The sequence below is a fragment of the Nocardioides zeicaulis genome, assembly GCF_042432345.1.
Lineage (GTDB): Bacteria > Actinomycetota > Actinomycetes > Propionibacteriales > Nocardioidaceae > Nocardioides > Nocardioides zeicaulis.
Genome location: NZ_JBHLXH010000001.1, coordinates 934,088 through 953,230 on the forward strand (window position 1 = coordinate 934,088; position 19,143 = coordinate 953,230).

Annotated in this window: 18 protein-coding genes; 1 reads left to right on the forward strand and 17 read right to left on the reverse strand. The window is 72.9% G+C overall.

Translation table 11 applies throughout. The annotated features are described in order from the left end of the window. From treY to ligD (ACFFJG_RS04720), 14 genes are all read right to left on the reverse strand, one after another. Positions 1 to 2,277: a malto-oligosyltrehalose synthase gene (treY, locus tag ACFFJG_RS04655; protein WP_378517433.1), complete on the reverse strand. Its 2,277-nt coding sequence runs from the start codon at positions 2,275 to 2,277 to the stop codon at positions 1 to 3. Next, a complete protein-coding gene (glgX, locus tag ACFFJG_RS04660) occupies positions 2,274 to 4,445 on the reverse strand; it encodes a glycogen debranching protein GlgX (protein WP_378517434.1) in 2,172 nt (723 codons plus the stop codon). The genes treY and glgX overlap by 4 nt, the downstream gene beginning before the upstream one ends. A 90-nt stretch (positions 4,446 to 4,535) precedes the next feature. Next, on the reverse strand, positions 4,536 to 4,973 hold the full coding sequence (locus tag ACFFJG_RS04665) for a Tad domain-containing protein (protein WP_378517435.1): 438 nt from the start codon (positions 4,971 to 4,973) through the stop codon (positions 4,536 to 4,538). Then, positions 4,970 to 5,437: a hypothetical protein gene (locus tag ACFFJG_RS04670; protein ID WP_378517436.1), complete on the reverse strand. Its 468-nt coding sequence runs from the start codon at positions 5,435 to 5,437 to the stop codon at positions 4,970 to 4,972. Before ACFFJG_RS04670 ends, ACFFJG_RS04665 begins: the two co-directional genes overlap by 4 nt. Then, positions 5,434 to 5,838: a TadE family protein gene (locus ACFFJG_RS04675; protein ID WP_378517437.1), complete on the reverse strand. Its 405-nt coding sequence runs from the start codon at positions 5,836 to 5,838 to the stop codon at positions 5,434 to 5,436. The genes ACFFJG_RS04670 and ACFFJG_RS04675 overlap by 4 nt, the downstream gene beginning before the upstream one ends. Positions 5,839 to 5,846: 8 nt before the next feature. Next, positions 5,847 to 6,017: a hypothetical protein gene (locus ACFFJG_RS04680; RefSeq protein WP_378517438.1), complete on the reverse strand. Its 171-nt coding sequence runs from the start codon at positions 6,015 to 6,017 to the stop codon at positions 5,847 to 5,849. A 58-nt stretch (positions 6,018 to 6,075) separates the two neighbouring features. Continuing rightward, entirely contained in the window at positions 6,076 to 7,011 is a 936-nt protein-coding gene (locus tag ACFFJG_RS04685; protein WP_378517439.1) for a type II secretion system F family protein, read from the reverse strand. Continuing rightward, positions 7,008 to 7,862, reverse strand: coding sequence for a type II secretion system F family protein (locus tag ACFFJG_RS04690; protein ID WP_378517440.1), 855 nt, complete (start codon positions 7,860 to 7,862; stop codon positions 7,008 to 7,010). The genes ACFFJG_RS04685 and ACFFJG_RS04690 overlap by 4 nt, the downstream gene beginning before the upstream one ends. After that, positions 7,862 to 9,163 (reverse strand): TadA family conjugal transfer-associated ATPase, encoded by a 1,302-nt coding sequence (locus ACFFJG_RS04695; RefSeq protein WP_378517441.1) that lies wholly within the window; start codon positions 9,161 to 9,163, stop codon positions 7,862 to 7,864. Before ACFFJG_RS04695 ends, ACFFJG_RS04690 begins: the two co-directional genes overlap by 1 nt. A gap of 394 nt (positions 9,164 to 9,557) precedes the next feature. Further along, the gene (locus tag ACFFJG_RS04700; RefSeq protein ID WP_378517442.1) at positions 9,558 to 11,243 is read right to left on the reverse strand and encodes a methyl-accepting chemotaxis protein; all 1,686 of its coding nucleotides are present in this window, start codon (positions 11,241 to 11,243) and stop codon (positions 9,558 to 9,560) included. 262 nt (positions 11,244 to 11,505) lie between these two features. Continuing rightward, positions 11,506 to 12,207, reverse strand: coding sequence for a response regulator transcription factor (locus ACFFJG_RS04705; protein ID WP_378517443.1), 702 nt, complete (start codon positions 12,205 to 12,207; stop codon positions 11,506 to 11,508). Between the two features lie 10 nt (positions 12,208 to 12,217). Then, the gene (locus tag ACFFJG_RS04710; RefSeq protein WP_378517444.1) at positions 12,218 to 12,364 is read right to left on the reverse strand and encodes a hypothetical protein; all 147 of its coding nucleotides are present in this window, start codon (positions 12,362 to 12,364) and stop codon (positions 12,218 to 12,220) included. A 91-nt stretch (positions 12,365 to 12,455) separates the two neighbouring features. Beyond that, entirely contained in the window at positions 12,456 to 13,361 is a 906-nt protein-coding gene (ligD, locus tag ACFFJG_RS04715) for a non-homologous end-joining DNA ligase (RefSeq protein ID WP_378517445.1), read from the reverse strand. Then, positions 13,358 to 14,272, reverse strand: coding sequence for a non-homologous end-joining DNA ligase (ligD, locus tag ACFFJG_RS04720; RefSeq protein ID WP_378519450.1), 915 nt, complete (start codon positions 14,270 to 14,272; stop codon positions 13,358 to 13,360). The genes ligD (ACFFJG_RS04715) and ligD (ACFFJG_RS04720) overlap by 4 nt, the downstream gene beginning before the upstream one ends. 94 nt (positions 14,273 to 14,366) lie before the next feature. Between ligD (ACFFJG_RS04720) and ku the strand changes: the two genes are divergently transcribed. Further along, on the forward strand, positions 14,367 to 15,344 hold the full coding sequence (gene ku / locus ACFFJG_RS04725) for a non-homologous end joining protein Ku (protein WP_378517446.1): 978 nt from the start codon (positions 14,367 to 14,369) through the stop codon (positions 15,342 to 15,344). Between the two features lie 240 nt (positions 15,345 to 15,584). Here the strand turns inward: ku and ACFFJG_RS04730 are convergent, their stop codons facing one another. From ACFFJG_RS04730 to ACFFJG_RS04740, 3 genes are read right to left on the reverse strand one after another with little or no spacing between them, the layout of a single operon-like run. Next, positions 15,585 to 16,475, reverse strand: a complete 891-nt coding sequence (locus ACFFJG_RS04730) for an alpha/beta fold hydrolase (RefSeq protein ID WP_378517447.1) — start codon at positions 16,473 to 16,475, stop codon at positions 15,585 to 15,587. Positions 16,476 to 16,519: 44 nt separating this feature from the next. Further along, complete coding sequence (locus tag ACFFJG_RS04735) at positions 16,520 to 17,971, reverse strand: carboxyl transferase domain-containing protein (RefSeq protein WP_378517448.1); 1,452 nt, start codon at positions 17,969 to 17,971, stop codon at positions 16,520 to 16,522. Next, positions 17,968 to 19,143, reverse strand: coding sequence for a CaiB/BaiF CoA transferase family protein (locus ACFFJG_RS04740; RefSeq protein WP_378517449.1), 1,176 nt, complete (start codon positions 19,141 to 19,143; stop codon positions 17,968 to 17,970). The genes ACFFJG_RS04735 and ACFFJG_RS04740 overlap by 4 nt, the downstream gene beginning before the upstream one ends.

Below are 19,143 nucleotides of genomic sequence, written 5' to 3' on the forward strand. Positions count from 1 at the left end.
TCAGTCCTTCCGGACCAGGAGGGCGACGGGGTGCACGGCGAGCAGGTCGGCGAGGCGGCCGTCGGTGTCGAGGCCGGTGAGCACGTCGTGCCAGCGGCCCTCGGGCAGGTCGAGCGTGGTGTCGGCCCAGCCGCCCGCGGCGGCGAGACCGACCGGCAGCCGGGTGGCGACGGTGACGGCCCCGCCGCGGTCGAAGGCGACGACGTGGTCGGCGCGCTCGCCCGTGGCGCCCACCGGCGCGTAGGTCGTGAACAGCTCGGGCCGGTCGCGGCGCACCGTGAGCGCCGTGCAGGTGACGTGGAGCTTGCTGGCGGCGTCGTCCTCGGAGGTGCCGGCCAGCACGGCCGCGCGGTGCTCGAAGTCGACCGGGCGCCGGTTGTCGGGGTCGACGAGGGAGGTCTCCCACAGCTCGCTGCCCTGGTAGACGTCGGGTACGCCGGGCATCGTGATCGCCAGGATCTTGGCGGCCAGCGAGTTGGCCTGCGCCGCGGCGTCGGTGCGGGAGGCGAGGTCGACGAGCACCGCACGGACCTCGTCGGAGGAGAACACCGCGTCGACCGCGGCGTGCACCGCGGCCTCGTAGTCCTCGTCGGGCTCGGTCCAGGTGGTGCGGTCGCCGGCCTCGCGCATCGCCTTCTCGGCGTAGCCGTGGAGGCGCTCGGGCAGGTCGGGCAGGTGGTCGGGCGTCCAGGCGCCCAGGACGGCCTGCCACAGCAGGGAGCCGAAGCCGGGATCAGGGACCGGCGCGAGGCGGAGCAGCTCGTCGAGCGAGCGCTCCCAGTGCCCCGGCTCCTCGGCGAGCACCGTGATGCGGGCACGGACGTCCTCGCCGCGCTTGGTGTCGTGGGTCGAGAGCGTCACCATCGCGTTGGGCCAGTCGCGCTGGCGGGCGGCCATCGCGTCGTGGAAGTCGTCGACCGAGACCGCGAACACCGACGGGTCGGCACCGACCTCGTTGAGCGAGGTCAGCCGCGACCAGCGGTAGAACGAGCAGTCCTCCACGCCCTTGGCCATCACCATGCCGGACGTCTGCTGGAAGCGGCGGGCGGGCTGGCTCCACTCGTCGTGGAGCACCGGCTCGAGGACGTCGTAGGTCGCCGCCAGGTCGGGACGCTCGTCGCGGGCGCGGGCGAAGGCCTGCTCGAGGTGCTCGCGCCCCTCGGGCAGGTAGGAGCGGTAGACCGGGAAGCAGGCCAGCAGCTCGGCGATCGCGTCGGCGACGGAGTCCTCGTCAGCGTCGTCGACCACTCGGGCGACCTCGCGGGTGATGCGGAGGACCTCGGAGTGCAGGATGCCGTCGGCGACCGCGCGCTTGTTGTCGTGGACCATCTGCTCCCAGTCGACGGACGTGCCGCGCAGCCGGTCCTCGAGGGCGGTCAGCGGTGCCTCGCCGGCGGGGTCGGTGAGCACGCGGTCGATGAGCGCGAGGGCGTCGTAGCCGGTCGTGCCGTCGGTGGCCCAGTCGGTCGGCAGGCTCTCGCCGGGCTCGAGGATCTTCTCGACCAGGACGTACGCGCCGCCGGTGAGGGCGGCGAGGTCGTCGAGGTAGCGCTTGGGGTCACGCAGGCCGTCGGGGTGGTCGACCCGCAGGCCGTCGACGAGGCCCTCGTCGAACCACCGCTTCACCTCGACGTGGGTCTGGGCGAAGACCTCGGGGTCCTCGACCCGCACCGCGGCGAGGGTGTTGACCGCGAAGAAGCGGCGGTAGTTGAGGTCGTCGTCGGCGGCGCGCCAGTTGACCAGCTCGTAGTGCTGCTCCTCGAGCGTGCTCGTGCCGGGCGCGAGCGGGAAGCGCTGGTCGTGGTAGCGCACCTCGGTCCGGGTCACCCGGATCGCACCCTCGTCGTCGTCGCCGATCACCGGGATCACGATCCGGCCGTCACCGGCCGCCCAGTCGACGTCGAAGGCGTTGGCGTGCTCGGAGGCGCGGCCGTGCTTGAGCACGTCCCACCACCACGGGTCCTCCTCGGGCGTGGCGACACCGACGTGGTTGGGCACGATGTCGACGAGGACGCCCATGCCGAGCCGCTTGGCCTCGGCCGACACCGCGGCCAGACCGGCCTCGCCGCCGCGCGCCTCGTCGAGGTGGTCGAAGGCCACCACGTCGTAGCCGTGGGTGCTGCCCGGCTCCGAGGCCAGCAGCGGCGACAGGTAGACCCAGTCGACGCCGAGGTCGTGGAGGTAGGGCAGGACCGCGGCCGCGTCGTGCAGCGTGAAGTCGGCGCTGACCTGCAGGCGGTAGGTGCTGTGCGGCGTACGACGCTCCGGTGCGGTCACGGCGCCTCGGTTCCCGGAGTCGTGGTCAGGGATGCGGCCACCGACTTGTCGGTCTCCTCGGCGGGCTGCTCGACGTGCTCGCGCAGCACCAGCGTGGAGCGCTCCCCCAGCGGCAGCGTGCTGCCGGCCGGACAGGTGCCGCGGTCGTCGGCGACGCCGCCGGTGTCGATGAGGACGTCCCACGCCTCGGCGTACTCCGCCGGGGGCAGGGTCACCTCGCACGCGCCGTCGGCGTTGAAGAACAGCAGGAAGTGGTCGTCGGTGATGTCCTTGCCGCGCGAGTCGCGGGTGTTGATCGCGTCGCCGTTGAGGTACATCCCGAGCGACTTCTGCCCGCTGTCCCAGTCGCCCTCCTCCATCGGCCGGCCGTCGGGGTGCAGCCAGACGATGTCGTCGAGGCCGTTCTCGTCGGCCTGGCCGGTGAAGAACTGGCGGCGGCGGAACGTGCGGTGCTCGCGGCGCAGGCGGGAGACGGCGGCGGTGAACTCGATGAGGCCGTGGTCGGCCTGGTCCCAGTGCACCCAGGTCAGCTCGTTGTCCTGGGCGTAGCCGTTGTTGTTGCCGTCCTGGGTGCGGCCGAGCTCGTCGCCGTGCAGCAGCATCGGCACGCCCTGGCTGAGCAGCAGCGTGGTGATGAAGTTGCGCTGCTCGCGCGAGCGCAGCGCGTTGACGTGCTCGTCGTCGGTCGGGCCCTCGACGCCGTGGTTCCACGAGCGGTTGTGGCTCTCGCCGTCGTTGTTGTCCTCGCCGTTGGCCTCGTTGTGCTTCTCGTTGTAGGACACGAGGTCGCGCAGGGTGAAGCCGTCGTGGGCGGTGACGAAGTTGATGCTCGCGAACGGCCGACGACCCGAGTTCTCGTAGAGGTCGGACGACCCGGCGACGCGAGAGGCGAACTCGCCGAGCGCCGGCTCGCCGCGCCAGAAGTCGCGCACGGTGTCGCGGTAGGCGCCGTTCCACTCCGTCCACTGGGGCGGGAAGCCGCCGACCTGGTAGCCGCCGGGGCCGATGTCCCAGGGCTCGGCGATGAGCTTGACCTGGCTCACCACCGGGTCCTGCTGCACGAGCTCGAAGAAGGTGGAGAGCTTGTCGACGTCGTAGAACTCGCGGGCCAGCGTCGAGGCGAGGTCGAAGCGGAAGCCGTCGACGTGCATCTCGGTCACCCAGTAGCGCAGCGAGTCCATGATCAGCTGCAGCGAGTGCGGGTGGCGGACGTTGAGCGAGTTCCCGGTGCCGGTGTAGTCCATGTAGTACTGCTGGTCGTCCTCGACCAGGCGGTAGTACGCGACGTTGTCGATGCCCTTCATCGACAGCGTCGGCCCGAGGTGGTTGCCCTCCGCGGTGTGGTTGTAGACGACGTCGAGGATGACCTCGATGCCCTCGGCGTGGAGCGCCTTGACCATCGCCTTGAACTCCTGCACCTGCTGGCCCAGGCCGTCGGTGGCGGCGTAGGACTCCTGCGGGGCGAAGAAGCCGATGGTGTTGTAGCCCCAGTAGTTGCGCAGGCCCTTCTGCACCAGCGCGTCGTCCTGGACGAACTGGTGCACCGGCATCAGCTCGATCGCGGTGACGCCGAGGCGGGTGAGGTGCTCGACGACGGCGGGGTGCGCGATGCCGGCGTAGGTGCCGCGCAGGTTCTCCGGGACGTCGGGATGGAGCTGCGTGAGGCCCTTGACGTGGGCCTCGTAGACGAGGGTGTCGTGGTACGGCACGCGCGGGCGGGCCTCGCCCTCCCAGTCGAAGAACGGGTTGATGACCACGCCGAGCATCACGTGCGGCAGCGAGTCGTCGTCGTTGGTGGCCTCGGGGTCCTCGAAGTCGTAGGAGAAGACCGAGGGGTCCCACTCGTACTCCCCGACCGTCGCCTTGGCGTAGGGGTCGAGCAGCAGCTTGTTGGGGTTGCAGCGCAGGCCGTTGGCGGGGTCCCACGGGCCGTGGACGCGGTAGCCGTAGCGCTGGCCGGGCTGCACGCCGGGCAGGTAGGCGTGCCAGACGAACGCGTCCACCTCGGTCAGCTCGACGCGGGTCTCGGTGCGGGTGCCGTCGGTGTCCTCGTCGATCAGGCACAGCTCCACGCGCTCGGCGACCTCGCTGAAGAGCGCGAAGTTGGTGCCGGTGCCGTCGTACGTCGCGCCGAGGGGGTAGGCCGATCCGGGCCAGGTCTCCGTCATGGCCTCGACGCTACTGGCAACCCGCCGGTATCGGTGGGGTCGTTCATCCGCCGGGGTGGGCGCCCGGTGACGACCGTCACGAGGAGCCGGTCAGGGCTGGACGGTGACCGCGGCGGTGCTGCTCGTGCCGACCGTCGGGCGCCCCGGGGATCCGGGGACCTTCAGCGGGAGGTCGAGGGGCGCGACCAGGCGGACGGTGACCGAGCGGGCGGCGGCGTCGACGCGGACCTGGACGTCGATGCCGGGGTAGCGTCGCTGGGCGCCGACGTCGACGAGGTAGCGCCGGACGGCCGCCTCGACCGTCGCCTCCTGCTGGAGCAGCCGCACGCCGTCGAGGCCCTGCTCGTAGATGCCGGTCGAGCCGAGGTCGGCGCCGCGCAGCGCGGCCCCGTCGGCGAGGGTGTCGAGGCCCTGGCGCTGGAGGTACGCCGACGAGGCGTCGATCACCGCGACGACCGCCATCAGCACGATCCCGGCCAGGCCGATGACCAGCAGCGTGACCTGCCCGGACTCGTCGCGGCGCCTCACGGGTCGTCCCCGCTCGGGGCGCTCTCGACGTACTGGCCGATGGGGACGGTGTGGCTGGCGTCGAGGGCGAACGTCGCCGCCTGACGCCCGAGGATCCGCGGGGAGAACGGCAGGCTCACCTGCGACTCGACCACGACGGTGACCACCGCCGTGCCCACGTGGCAGCTGCTGCCGCGCGGCACGCAGCTGAACCGCACGGTCGCCCGCTGGCCGTCCGTGCCCTCGTCGGCGAGCACCTGGGCGACCGCGGCGCGCGCCCGCGCCTCGCCGGTCGCGTCGTCGGGCGCGAGGGCGAACGCGCGACCGGCCGCCCGGGCGGCGGCGCTGGTGGCGAACGCGCCGCGCTGCACCTCGAAGACCGACAGCACGACCCAGACCAGCGGGACGAGGAGGATGATCGCGAGCCAGCTGAACTCGACGAGCGCCGAGCCGCGCTCGTCGCGCCGGCGGCGGTGAGGCGTCACGGCTGGGCCGCCTGCTCGGCCACCGCGTGGCCGGTGACCCGCAGGTGGACGGCCGGGCCCCCGAGGCCGAGGAGCGTCACGTCGGCCTCGACGACCGACTCGAAGCCCGCCGCGCCCCCCACCCTCACCGGGTGCACGTCGACGCGGCGCACGAAGTCGGCGGACAGGGCTCCGTCGACGAGCTCCTCGACCTTCGCCCGCCCGGCGCCGGCCGAGCTGCCGGCGACGGCGGCGTGCCGGGCCCCCTCCCCGGCCGCGGAGGCCAGGGTGTTGCGGACGTGGAGCACGAGGGCGAGCTGGAGGATGCCGATCACCATCGGCACCAGGAGCACCGTGACCAGCACGAAGTCGACCACGGCCGATCCGCGCTCCCCGCGACGGCCCGCGACGCGGTGGCCCACGACGGGTCCTAGCCGCTCACCATCGAGAAGGCCTGGGCGAGCAGCGCCTGCAGCTGGTCGCCGACGAACGGGGTGAGCGCCGCGACGACGATGGCGGTCATCAGGGTGACCATCACCCAGCCGGGGACGTCGCCGCGGTCGTCGCGACGCCGCACGCGCCTCGTGGTGGAGAGCTTCATGGTGGTGTCCTTTCGTGGGGTCACGGGTGCGGGCAGGGCTGGTGGGTCGGCGGCTGGCTCAGGGTGTGGTGAGCCGCAGGCCCAGCACGCCGGGGTAGAAGGCGAAGAGGATCGTCACCGGGAGCACGAAGAACACGACGGGCGCCATCATCGCGATCTCCTTGCGGGCCGCCGTCTCGATGAGCAGGCGCCGGCCGGCCTCGCGGACGTCGGCGGCCTGGGCGTGGAGCACGTCGGCGAGCGGCGTGCCGCGCTCCATGGCGACGGTGATGCCGGTGGCGAACCGGGCGACGATCGGCAGGCCGGTCGTGCGCGCCAGCGACTCGAACGCGGAGCCCACCGGCTCGCCGGTGCGGATCAGCCCGAGGACGCGGGCGAGGTCGCGCGAGAGCGCGCCGTTGCTGCGGCGTACGACCCGGTCGAGTGCGGCGACCGGGCTCTCCCCCGCCGCGACCGAGAGGGCGAGCAGCTCGGCGATCGTCGGGAACTCGGTCAAGACCTGGCGCTCGCGCTCCTTGACCTGCGAGCTGAGCCGGTTGTCGCGGGCGAAGACGCCCATCGCCAGGCCCAGCCCGCACAGCAGCAGCGCCGAGCCCGGGCTGCCGTGGCCGCCGAGCGCGCGCAGCAGCCCGAGGGCGGCTGCGGCGCCGAAGCCGACGAGGCCCCAGACGACCTGCTCGATGCGGAACTCGTGGACCGTCCGGTCGAGGCCGGCGCGCTCGAGCCGCCGGCGTACGGACGCGCTGCCGCCCAGCACCCGCTCGACGAGGTCGGCGCCGCGGCGCAGGACGGGGCCGAAGATGCCGGCGGCAGCGGAGGTCGGGGCCGCGACGCGCACGAGGGGACCCTGGTCGCGCTGGGGCAGGTCGCGGAGGTAGGGCAGGACGCGCTCGGACAGCTGCGGTCGGCGCAGCACGGCGACGCGCGCCACGACCAGGACCACGCTCGCACCGGCCACCGCCCCCAGCAGCGCGCCCCACACGGCCGTGCTCACGACAGGATCCGCTTCTCGACCGGCAGCCGGCCGATCCGCATCATCGCCCAGTAGGCCAGCACGCAGACCGCGAGGCCGATGCCGAGCACGACGACGCCGCCGGCGGAGGCGTACTGCCGGATCGCGGTCGTCTGGAACGACATGAGCAGCAGCACGATCCACGGCGCGGAGACCGCGAGCCGGGCGCCGTTGACGGTCCACGCCTGCCGCGACTCGAGCTCGGACCGGGTACGGGCGTCGTCGCGGAGGAACCCCGACAGGTTGCGCAGCAGCCGGCCCAGGTCGCCGCCGCCCACCTCTCGGGCCAGGCGCAGGCCCTCGACCACGCGGTCGCCGACGGGGTCGGCGAGCCGGTCCTTGAGCCGGTCGAGGCACTCACCGAAGCGCCCGGTGACCTGGTAGTCGAGGGCGAACTGCGCGAAGTCGGGGCGCAGCGCCTCCGGCCCGGTCGTCGCGAGCGCGGACACGGCGTCGGGCAGCGAGAGCCCGGCGCGCACGGCGCTGGCGAGGTTGTCGACGGCCTCGGGCCAGACCTCGGCGAAGTCGCGCAGCCGCCGCGCGGCCCGCTGCCGCAGCACGGCGATCGGGAGGTAGGCGGCCATCGCTGCGAACACGAGCGCGATCGGCGCCGTGCGTGACACCGCCTGGACCACCGCGAACGCGACGCCACCGAGCACCACGCACAGCACGAGCACGCTGGCCGGGGTCACGTCGGACAGGCCGGCCCTCCCGAGCAGCCGGCCGAGCGCGGTCGAGGTCGGCGCAGGGTCGCGCTCCTGGCGGGGCAGGGCGAAGGCCGACCACACCAGCAGCAGGCCCACCCCGACACCGAGCCCGACGAGGGCGCCCATCACGCCGCCCCTCCTGCGGCCAGCACCTCGTGCACGTCGATGCCGACGCGCTCGTAGCGCTCGGTGTGGGCGGGCACCCCGCCCGTACGTCGCAGCTCGGCGCCGTCGCGGACGAAGATCGGCTCCACCTCGATCACGTCGGCCTCGACCCGTCCGGGGACCGACACGATCTCGTTGACCCGTCGTACGCCGTCGGCCCCGAGCCCGAGGTGGACCACTAGGTCGACCGACGAGGCGACCGTGGGCACGACGAAGCGCGCCGAGATGTTGTCGCCCGCCAGCAGCGGGAGGGTGCACATCTTCACGAGTGCCTCGCGGGCGCTGTTGGCGTGGAGGGTGCACATGCCGGGCAGCCCGGAGTTGAGCGCGAGGAGCAGGTCGAGGCACTCGGCCGCCCGCACCTCGCCGACCAGGATCCGGCTCGGCCGCATCCGCAGCGCCTCCTTCACCAGGTCGCGCAGCACGATCTCGCCGGTCTGCTCGAGACCCGCCTGCCGGGTCTGCATCGCGACCCAGTCGGGGTGGCTGAAGCGGAGCTCGAACACCTCCTCCGCGCTCACCACTCGCTCGCCGCCCGGCACGGCGGCGGCGAGGCAGTTCAGCATGGTGGTCTTGCCGGCCTGCGTCCCTCCGGCGACCAGGATGTTGAGCCCCGCACGGACCGACGCCTCGAGGAAGCGCGCCGCCTGCGGCGTGAGGCTCCCGAGGGCGACGAGGTCGGGCAGGCGGTGGGCGCGCAGCAGGAACTTGCGGATGTTGACCGCGGTGAAGCCGCGGGAGATGCCCTCGAGCACCACGTGGAGGCGGTGGCCCTCGGGGAGCATCGCGTCGACGAACGGCGTGCTGATGTCCAGTCGGCGGCCGCTCGACTTGAGCATCCGCTCGACCAGCTCGGAGACCTGCGCCGTGTCGAGGCGCAGGTTGGTCAGCTCGTGGCGCCCGCGGCGGGCGATGAAGACCCGCTCGGGCGAGTTGATCCACACCTCCTCGACCTCCGGGTCGTCGAGGAACGGCTGGAGCGGCCCGAAGCCGGACACCCGGGCCAGCAGCTCGCCGACCATCGCGTCGCCGTCGGCTACCGGCGCCACCGCGCCGGTCAGGCTCAGCTGGTCGTGCTCGCGGACGACGTCCTCGGCGATGCGGCGTACGGCGAGGGCCTCGCGCTGCGGGTCGACGTCGTCGCGCCGCACGCGCTCGCGGACCTGCGCGTCGAGACGGCGCACGAGCTCGTCGTGGCTCGACCGGTCCGCGGACGGACGGTCGGCGATGAGGCGGTCGACGGCCATGACAGGTGCACCCACTTCCCGAGAACATGCACCCGGGACGCTACCCATCGCGACAGGCACGCAAACAGACCCCTGAGCGAGGTTGTGGACAACTCCGCTCAGCCGGCGCCGCGTCGGGGTAGTCCAGTGGCAGAACGCTGTCGGCGGGACCGTCCGACGACGGTTTTCCACTGGACTACCCCCGCACGACCACGGTTTTCCACTGGACTACACCAGCTGGCGAGCGGCCGCTGCGGGGGTAGTCCAGTGGCAGAACGCTGTCGGGGGGCTCGTACGTCGACAGTTCGCCACTGGACTACCGCCGCCGGGAGACGGTTTGCCACTGGACTACTCCGGCGGGACGACCGGGAGGCGGTGGACCAGCCCCGGCGAGCGACGACGAACACGCCCGCCGGGGAGGCTGGAGTCGTCAGTACGAGAACTGGCCGACGAGGGAGCGCATGGTCGAGGCCATCCGGGCCAGCTCGTCCGCAGCCTGGCTGGTGGAGCTCGCCGCGGCCTGGGTGTCGGAGGCGCTGCGCGCCACACCCGTCACGTTCATCGCGATGTCCGCCGACCCCGTCGCCGCCTCCGCCACGTTGCGGCTCATCTCGTTCGTCGTCGCGGTCTGCTCCTCCACCGCCGAGGCGATCGTGGCCTGCGTGTCGTTGATCTGACCGATGATCTCCGCGATCTCCGCGATCGCGTCCACCGCAGCCTGGGTGTCGGCCTGGATCGCCTCGATCCGGCGCCCGATGTCCTCGGTCGCCTTCCCCGTCTCCTGCGCCAGCTCCTTCACCTCGTTGGCCACGACGGCGAAGCCCTTGCCGGCCTCGCCGGCACGCGCCGCCTCGATGGTCGCGTTCAGCGCCAGCAGGTTGGTCTGCTCCGCGATCGAGTTGATCACCTTGATCACGTTGCCGACCTCGGCCGAGGAGTCGCCCAGCTTCGCGACCGTCGCGTTCGTGGACTCCGCCACCACCACGGCCTGCGCGGCCACCGACGCGGCGTTGGAGGCGTTCGCGGCGATCTCGCGGATCGAGGCCGACATCTCCTCGGTGCCCGTCGCGACCGTCTGCACGTTCCTGGACACCTGCTCGGCAGCCGCCGAGACCAGACCCGCCTGCGACGACGACTCCGCCGCCGACCCCGACATCTCACCCGAGACCGCCGACAGCTCCTCCGACGCCGACGCCAACGACTGCGCGTTCGCGTCCATCTGACCCATCGTCGAGGACAGCCGCGCCAGGGCCGCGTTGAGCGCCACGCCCATCCGACCCACCTCGTCGGCCGAGTCCACCTCGAGACGGCCGTCGAGGCGGCCCGCGGCGACGTCCTCGAGGACGGCCACCGTGCGCACCAGCGGACGCGACACCATGCGGCCGAGGGCGAGCGCGAGCCCGACGCCCAGGGCGCACGCCGCCACGACCAGGCCGAGGATGAGCAGGCGGGCCGAGGAGTAGGCGTCCTTGGACTGGCCGATGAGGTCCTCGGCGATCCCCTTCTCGGTGTCGATGACGGTGCCGATGTCGCTCATCAGCTGGTCACGCAGCGGGTCGAGCTCGTCGTGCTTGACCTCGGCGGCCTGGTCGAGCTTGCCGTCCGCCAGCAGCGGCAGCACCTTGTCGTCGCGGACCGAGCGGAACTGGGCGAGCGTGTCGTCGAACGCCGCGACGGCGTCCTCGCGGCCGGTGAGGTCGGTGGACTTGTAGGCGTCCCAGTTGTCGTTGACGTCCTTGGCCAGCGCGTCGAGCTCGCCCTGGAGCTCAGGCGTCATGCCGGCGGCCATCGCCTCCTCCAGCACCGCGGAGACCAGGGCCTCGTCGGTCCGGACGTCAGCCACCATCAGCGAGGCGTCGAAGCTGTCGGCGTAGAGCGTCTCGATCCGCGTCTCGCCACCGCTGACCTGCCGCAGGCCGATCAGGCCGACGACGGCCGCCAGCACCACGATCGGCACGTAGCCGAACAACAGCTTGCGTCCGGTCGGGAGGTCGCGGAACCGGCGGAGCACGCCACCACGCCGGGTGGTGGTCGTCGGGCCCTCGTGGGGCCGCACCGGCTCCGGGCGGGCGACGGGGGTCTCGGCGGACGTGGGGGCCTGAGCCAGGAGGGTCATGGGGTTCCTTCCAGGCCGCTCGCGCGCAGGAGCGGCCGTACGGGCGGCCCCGCGCGGGGCCGGTTCGACACCCCATGGGTCGGCTCGGCGCGCACGCGGCTGAGGAAGGTGGGCCCATGACGGGACCTTCGGCCCCCAGCCGTGCCCGAAGGTCCCGGCGACGCCTGGTCACGTCGGACCACGGGCGGGCAGGTCAGCACGACCCCGGCGCTGCCAGCGCTCACGCCATCGCGCGGCCGCCCGGGTCGTACGAGGGTGCCGGCTAGCTGCCGGTCTCGAGGCGGAAGCCGACGCCGCGGATCGCGACGACCTTCTCGCCGGCGTCGGCGGCCTCGAGCTTGCTGCGCAGGCGACCGATGGTCACGTCGAGCGTCTTGGTGGAGCCGTACCAGTTCTGGTCCCAGACCTGGTTCATCAGCGTCTCGCGAGGCACGACCTTGTCGTGGTGGGAGGCGAGGACCGCGAGGACGTCGAACTCCTTCGCGGTGAGCGCGATCTCCTTGTCGCCCAGGTGCACCCGGCGCGACGCGGCGTCGATCTTGAGGCCGGAGGAGGTGACGACGGTGGTGGTGTCCTCGGTGGTCGCGGAGCTGCGGCGCAGCAGCGCGCGCACGCGCGCGAGGAGCTCGGCGAGACCGAAGGGCTTGGCGAGGTAGTCGTCGGCGCCGACGTCGAGCCCGACGACCCGGTCGAGCTCGCCGGCGCGAGCGGTCACCATGATGATGCCGCCGCCGTAGCCGCCCGAACGCATCTGGCGACACACGTCGAGGCCGTCCATGTCGGGCAGGCCCAGGTCGAGGATCACGACGGCCGGCTGCTCACCCACGACGTAGCTGACCGCCTCGGCGCCGCCGGCGACGCGGGTGACCTCGTATCCCTCACGCTCCAGGGTGCGCATGAGAGGGACTGCGATGTCTTCCTCGTCCTCAACGACAAGCACGTCGTGCGTCATGACCGCGAGCATATAGAGATACCTACCGGGCAGTCGCGGTAATGCCCGTGTCGGTGACGTGCGAGACGTCCGACCGGGCAGGCTGGGCTGGGGCGCTCTCGCCGGGTCCGGCCACCACAGCACCGGCGGCCAGCAGCACGGCGACCGGGATGAGGGCGATGCGGGACATGTCCCAAGTCTCTGGTGGACCGCTCCACGCCAGACCCTCGGAGTCGCAACGCCGGGTAACAGTTTCCACGGATTCCGTCGTCGGGCGTGGATCAGGCGTCGAAGACGTCGCCCAGACGCGCCACGCGGTCGAGGACCTGCTCCATCGAGAGCTGCTCCAGCGCGAGGTCGTCCTCGGCCCCCTCCTCCACCTCCTCCCACGTCAGCGGGGTCGCGACGGTGGGACTGTCGCGCCCGCGCAGGGAGTACGGCGAGACGGTCGTCTTGGAGCCGCTGTTCTGCGACCAGTCGAGGAACACCTTGCCCGGGCGCTTCGCCTTGGTCATCACGCTCGTGACCAGGTCGGGGTGCTCCTTCTGCAGCGTCTCGGCGACCTCCTTGGCGAGCGCGGTGGTGCCGTCGCTGTCGAGGGTGCCGTCCACCGCTGCGTAGAGGTGGAGGCCCTTGCTGCCGCTCGTGACCGGCGTGCAGGTCAGGTCGCGCCCGGCGAGCGCGTCGCGGACCATCAGCGCGACCTGCGCGCACTCGTGCAGCCCCGCCGGCTCGCCCGGGTCGAGGTCGATCACCAGGCGGTCGGGGTGGCGCGGCGTGCCGTCCTCCTCGACCGTCCACTGGTGCACGTGCAGCTCGAGGGCCGCGAGGTTGGCCAGCCACGTCAGCGTGGCGAGGTCGTCGCAGATCGGGAACCGGATCGTCCCGTCGCCCTTGCCGCTGCGCGAGCCCGTGGTGGGCACCTCGGCGGTGCGGACCCACGACGGGGTGCCGGGCGGGATGTTCTTCTCGAAGAAGCTCGACCCCTCGACCCCGTGCGGCCACCGGATGCGGGTGACCGCGCGGTCGCGCAGGTGCGGCAGCAGCACGGGCGCCACGGCGGCGTAGTAGTGCAGCACCTCGCCCTTGGTGGTGCCGGTGCGGGGGTAGAGCACCTTGTCGAGGTTGCTGATCGTCAGCGTCCGGCCCTCGACGTCGACCTGCACCTCCTGCCCGCTGGGGCTCATGCCAGGTCCTCCGGGCTCAGGTCGTCGCGCACGCCCTGGAAGGACGGCTGCCGGAGCCGGTCGTACCCCAGTCCGTGGGTGTCGATGTCCACGACGACCCGCGGCTCGACCCAGAACGTCCCGCGCGCGTCCTCCCTGGGCACCTCGTCGGCGAAGGGCGAGGCGTCCGCGGCTAGGGGCTCGAGGAGCCGCGCCAGGCGGGTGCCGGTGGCGCCGGCGATGCCGCTGCCCACTCGCCCGCGGTAGCGCAGGCCGTCGGGGGTCATCTCGCCGACCAGCAGCGACGCGAGCCGGTCGGCAGTGCCGACCTGCGGGCGCCAGCCGCCGACCACGAACGAGCCCCGGTGGCGGTGGGCGAGCTTGCGCCAGTCGTCGCTGCGCGCCTCGAAGCGGTAGCGCGAGCCGCGGCGCTTGCTGACCACGCCCTCCAGCCCCTGCTGCAGCGTGGCGGCGAACAGCATGTCGCCGTCGTCGTAGGCCGCAGGGACCTGCCACTTCGACTCGCCCAGCGGCAGGCCCTCCAGCAGCGCGCGGCGCTCCTCCAGCGGGCGGTCGGTGAGGTCGTCGCCGTCGAGGCGCAGCAGGTCGAAGACCATCAGGGTCGCCGGCACCCTCGTCACCAGGCGCGCCACCTCCTGGCGGTTGCGGACGTGCATCCGGTGCTGGAGGACCCGGAAGTCGGGCACGCCGCGGTCGTTGAGCGCGATCACCTCGCCGTCGACGAGGAGGTCGCGCTCGCCGAGCGGCGGGGCGCTGAGGTCGGGCCAGGCCGGCGTGACGTCGTTGCCGTTGCGGCTGGTCATCCGCACCCGCCCATCGTGGGCGTCGACGAGCACGCGCACGCCGTCCCACTTCACCTCGTGGAGCCACTCCGCGCCGGTGGGCACGCGGTCGGCCTTGGTCGCGAGCATCGGGCGCACGGCGCCAGTCTGGCACCCGGCGCCGACAGCGTGCGGCACCCTCCGAGGGGAGACGGGCGTCCTCCCCCGCCGCTATCGTCGGGTCATGCGAGCGATCTGGAAGGGCGCGGTGTCCTTCGGGCTGGTCAGCGTCCCGGTCAAGCTGTACGCCGCCACCGAGAGCCACGACGTGTCCTTCCGGCAGGTCCACGCCAAGGACGGCGGCCGGATCAAGTACCAGCGCGTGTGCTCCCTCGACGGCGAGGAGGTGGCCTACGCCGACATCGCGAAGGGCTACGAGACCGAGGACGGCGAGATGGTCATCCTCACCGACGACGACATGGCCGAGCTGCCCTCGACGTCGTCGCGCGAGATCGCGGTGGAGAAGTTCGTGCCGCGCGAGCAGATCGACCCGCTGCTGTTCGAGAAGTCCTACTACCTCGAGCCCGAGGGCGCCGGCGCCAAGCCGTACGCCCTGCTGCGCCAGGCCCTCAAGGACGCCGACCGGATGGCCGTCGTGACCGTCGCGCTCCGCCAGCGCACCACGATCGCGGTGCTGCGCGTGCGCGAGACCGAGGCCGGCGAGGTCATCGTGCTCCAGACGATGATGTGGCCCGACGAGGTGCGCGTGCCCGACTTCAAGGTCGAGGTGGACGATGCCAAGCCGCAGGAGGTCAAGATGGCGCAGATGCTCGTCGAGACCCTGGCCGGCGACTTCGACGCCTCGGAGTTCGAGGACGACTACGCCGGCGCCGTCGAGGCCCTCGTGAAGTCGAAGATCGAGGGGGGCGAGATCAAGCGCACCCAGACCTCGACCAAGACCTCGGGCGAGGTCGTCGACCTGCTCGCCGCCCTCCAGCGCTCGGTCGCCGCGGCGAAGTCGGCGCGCGGCGAGGACGCCGACGCCGACGAGGACTCCGACGAGGACTCCGACGAGCCAGCGCCGGCGAAGAAGACGACGGCCAGGAAGTCGACGGCGAAGAAGGCGCCGGCCAAGAAGGCGGCTGCGAAGAAGACCGCGACCAAGAAGACCGCGGCGAAGAAGAGCACGACCAAGAAGACCGCGGCCAAGAAGGCCAGCTGACGTTCGAGTCGGCGCGAACGTCCCGGAACAGCACGCCGAGTCGGCGCGAACGTCCCGGCTCAGCGCACCGAGTCGGCGCGAGTGCTCCTCAGCGCGGGACACAAGAGCCGACTCGACGTGCTACCGCGGGACAGAAGAGCCGACTCGACGCGTTCCCACGGGACACAAGCGACGACTCGACGTGCTACCGCGGGACACTGGCGCCGAGTCGACGCTCCAGCGCGGGACGCATGCGCCGTGTCAGAGGCCGGCGAGGTCCTTGAGGTCGGCGAGGATGTCGTCGATCCGCGCGACGAGCGAGAGGTGGCCCTCGTCGGCGAAGAGGTGGGGTCGGGCGCCGGGGATGGAGGCCGCGAGCCACTGGCCGTGGGCGTAGGGCACCATCCGGTCGTGCTCGCCCTGCCAGATCGAGACGGGGACGCGGAGGTCGGCGACGTCGAAGCCCCACGGCGCGACGATCTGGAGGTTGTCGCCGACCATGCCGACCGGGCCCTGCTGCATCGCGCGGCGGAACGACTCCGCGACCGTCTCGGCGAAGTCGCCGGTGAGCGCACCCGCGTCGACCTCGTCGACCAGGTCGCCGAAGGCGGCGACGATGTCGTCGGCCGTGACCGCCCCGAGCTCGGCGGCCTGCTGCTCGGCGATCGGGCGGTAGACCTCGCGACCGGCCTCGACGGCCTCGAAGTCGCGCACGTTCTCCTCGCCCATCCCCGCGAGCCAGTCGAGCCCGGCGGCGTCGCGGGGCGCGACCCCGGCCAGGACGGAGACCGCGCGGCAGCGTCCGGGCATCGCCGCCCCGCAGGCCAGCGCCCGCGGACCACCGCCCGACCAGCCGAGGGTGACGAAGTCGCCGATGCCGAGGTGGTCGAGCAGCGCGGCGGTGTCGTCGGCGTCGGCCAGGACCGGCGCGACGAGGTGGTCCGGGCCGCCGCGGGGCGTGGAGTGGCCGTAGCCGGGTCGCGAGTACGTCACCAGCCGCAGGCCGGCGGAGGCCGCGGCGCCGAAGAGAGCGGGGTCCTCGACCGCCGCGCTCGGCGTGCCCGAGTGGTAGACGAGCGGGAAGCCGTCGGGGTCCCCGCCGACGAGGTGCTCCAGCGTGCGGCCGTCGTCGAGCGTGAGGTAGTCACCCATGCCCGCGATCATGGCACGCACCGCCGCACGTCCCGGGGCACCGATCAGCTCGCCCGCGCCGCGGTCAGCTCGCGCAGCCGGGTGCCGATCTCCGCCGCGACCGCCAGCGCCAGGTCGGCGGCGCCCTCGCCGTCGACCTCCGGGACGATGTGGTGGACGATGCCGTCGGCGAGCATGTCGACCGCCCGCACCCGCTGGCTGGTCGCCATCTCGGCGGCGTGCGAGACGTCGCCGTGGACGATCACGCTGGCGCCCTCGGGCGGCAGCGGGGAGAGCCAGGCGTGCTCGGTCGCCACGACCATCTGCGCGGGCAGCAGCGCGAGCGCTCCCCCGCCGCAGCCCTGGCCGATGACGACCGACAGCGTCGGCACCCGCATCGTGGTGAGCGTCGCGATGCAGCGCGCGATCTCCCCGGCGATCGCACGCTCCTCCGCCTCCGGGGAGAGCTCGGCGCCGGGGGTGTCGATGACGGTGACCAGCGGCAGCCCGAGCTCGTCGGCCAGCCGCATCCCGCGGCGGGCCTCGCGCAGCGCCCCGGGACCCATCAGGTGGCCGGGCGTCTGGCGCGATCGGTCCTGGCCCACCACGACGCACGGCTGGTCGTCGATGCGAGTGAGCGCAACGGTGACGGTGGAGTCGCGCTCCCCCTCGTCGGTGCCGCGCAGCCGGACGGTGCCGCTGGCCCCGTGGGCCAGCAGGTCGCGCAGGCCCATCCGGTCCGTGCGCCGGGTCTGCTCGATGCTGTCCCAGGCGGGGTGGTCGCCGAGCAGCCGCTTGGGCCGCTGCGGCAGGCCGCCGGCGCCGGGCGGGTCGACCAGCACGCCGAGGGCGAGGTCGACCAGCGCCGGGAGGTCCTCGGCCGCCGCCACGCCGTCGATGACCCCGCACGCGGCGAGGTGCTCGGCGACCTGGACGCCCGGGCGGAACGGTCGGCCGTTGAGTGCCTCGAAGACCTTGGGACCGAGGAATCCGACCAGCGCCCCTGGCTCGGCGACGGTCACGTGCCCGAGCGAGCCCCACGAGGCGTACACGCCGCCGGTGGTGGGGTGGCGCAGGTGCACGAGGTACGGCAGCCCGGCCGCACGGTGGTCCATCAGCGCACGCGAGATCTCCGCCATCAGCACGAAGGCGGGGGTGCCCTCCTGCATCCGGGTGCCGCCCGAGGAGGTGCTGGCCAGCAGCGGCAGGCCCTCGGCGGTGGCGCGGCGCACGGCCGCGATGATCCGGTCGGCGGCCGCCCGGCCGATCGACCCGGCGAGGAACGCGAACTCGTTGACGACGACCGCCACGGGGCGCCCGCGGACCTCGCCGCGCCCGGTGAGCACCGACTCGTCGGTGCCGGCCTTCTCGGCGGCGGCCTCGAGCACTGCGCGGTAGCCCGGCTCGGTGCCGCTGAGGTCGACGGGGGTGTCCCACGAGCTGAAGGTGCCCTCGTCGAGAACCAGGTCGAGCAGCTCGTGGGCGGTCCAGCGGCGGGTCCGCGTCGGGGTGCTCACGCCCCACCTCCCCCGACCCACGCGCGGATCTCGTCGGCGTGCTGGTCGAGCAGCGGGGGCGCGACGTGGTCGCGACGGGTGACCTCCGCACCCTCGCCGTCGAAGAAGCGCAGCGGCGGACCGGGGAGCGTGAGGTGGCCGAGGCTGGCGTGCTCCACGTCGAGCAGCAGGCCCTGGCTGGCGACCTGGTCCCACTCGTAGACCTCGTCGAGGGTGCGCACCTTGCCGGCCGGCACGCCGACCTCGGCCAGCCGGGCGAGCAGCGCCTCGGAGTCCCAGTCAGCGAAGGCGGCCTCGACGACCTCGATCACGCGGTCGCGGTGGGCGACGCGCTCGCCGTTGCTCGCCAGGCCCTCGGCGGCGGGGTCGAGGCCGAAGCCCTCGCAGAACCGCTTCCACAGCCCCTCGCTGCCGAGCGCGATCTGCACGGCGCCGTCGCGGCAGTGGAACAGGCCGTAGGGCGCGATCGAGGGGTGGTGGTTGCCCTGCGCGCGGCCGACCTCGCCGGCGACGGTCCAGCGGGTGCCCTGGAAGGCGTGGACCCCGACCACCGACGCGAGCAGCGAGGTACGCACGACCTGGCCCTTGCCGGTCCGCTCGCGCTCGTGGAGCGCGGCGAGGATGCCGTAGGCGCCGTACATGCCCGAGAGCAGGTCGGCGATCGGGACGCCGACGCGCTGCGGGTCGTCAGGGCCCGAACCGGTGAGCGACATGAGGCCGGCCTCGCCCTGGGCGATCTGGTCGTAGCCGGCGCGCCCGCCCTCGGGCCCGTCGTGGCCGAAGCCGGTGATCGACAGGACGACCAGGCGCGGGTTGAGCCGCATCAGCTCCTCGATGCCGAGGCCGAGGCGCTCGAGCACGCCGGTGCGGAAGTTCTCCACCAGCACGTCGGCGCGCTCGACGAGCCCGAGCAGGACGTCCTTGTCGGTCGCGTCCTTGAGGTCGAGGGCGATCGACTCCTTGTTGCGGTTGGTGCACAGGAAGTACGTCGACTGCCGGGCGTCGGGCTCGCCGACGAACGGCGGGCCCCAGCCGCGGGTGTCGTCGCCGCTGCCGGGCGCCTCCACCTTGATCACGCGGGCACCGAGGTCGCCGAGCATCTGCGTGCAGTGCGGCCCGGCGAGGGCGCGGGTGAGGTCGACGACGAGGAGGTCGGAGAGAGGTCCGGTCAT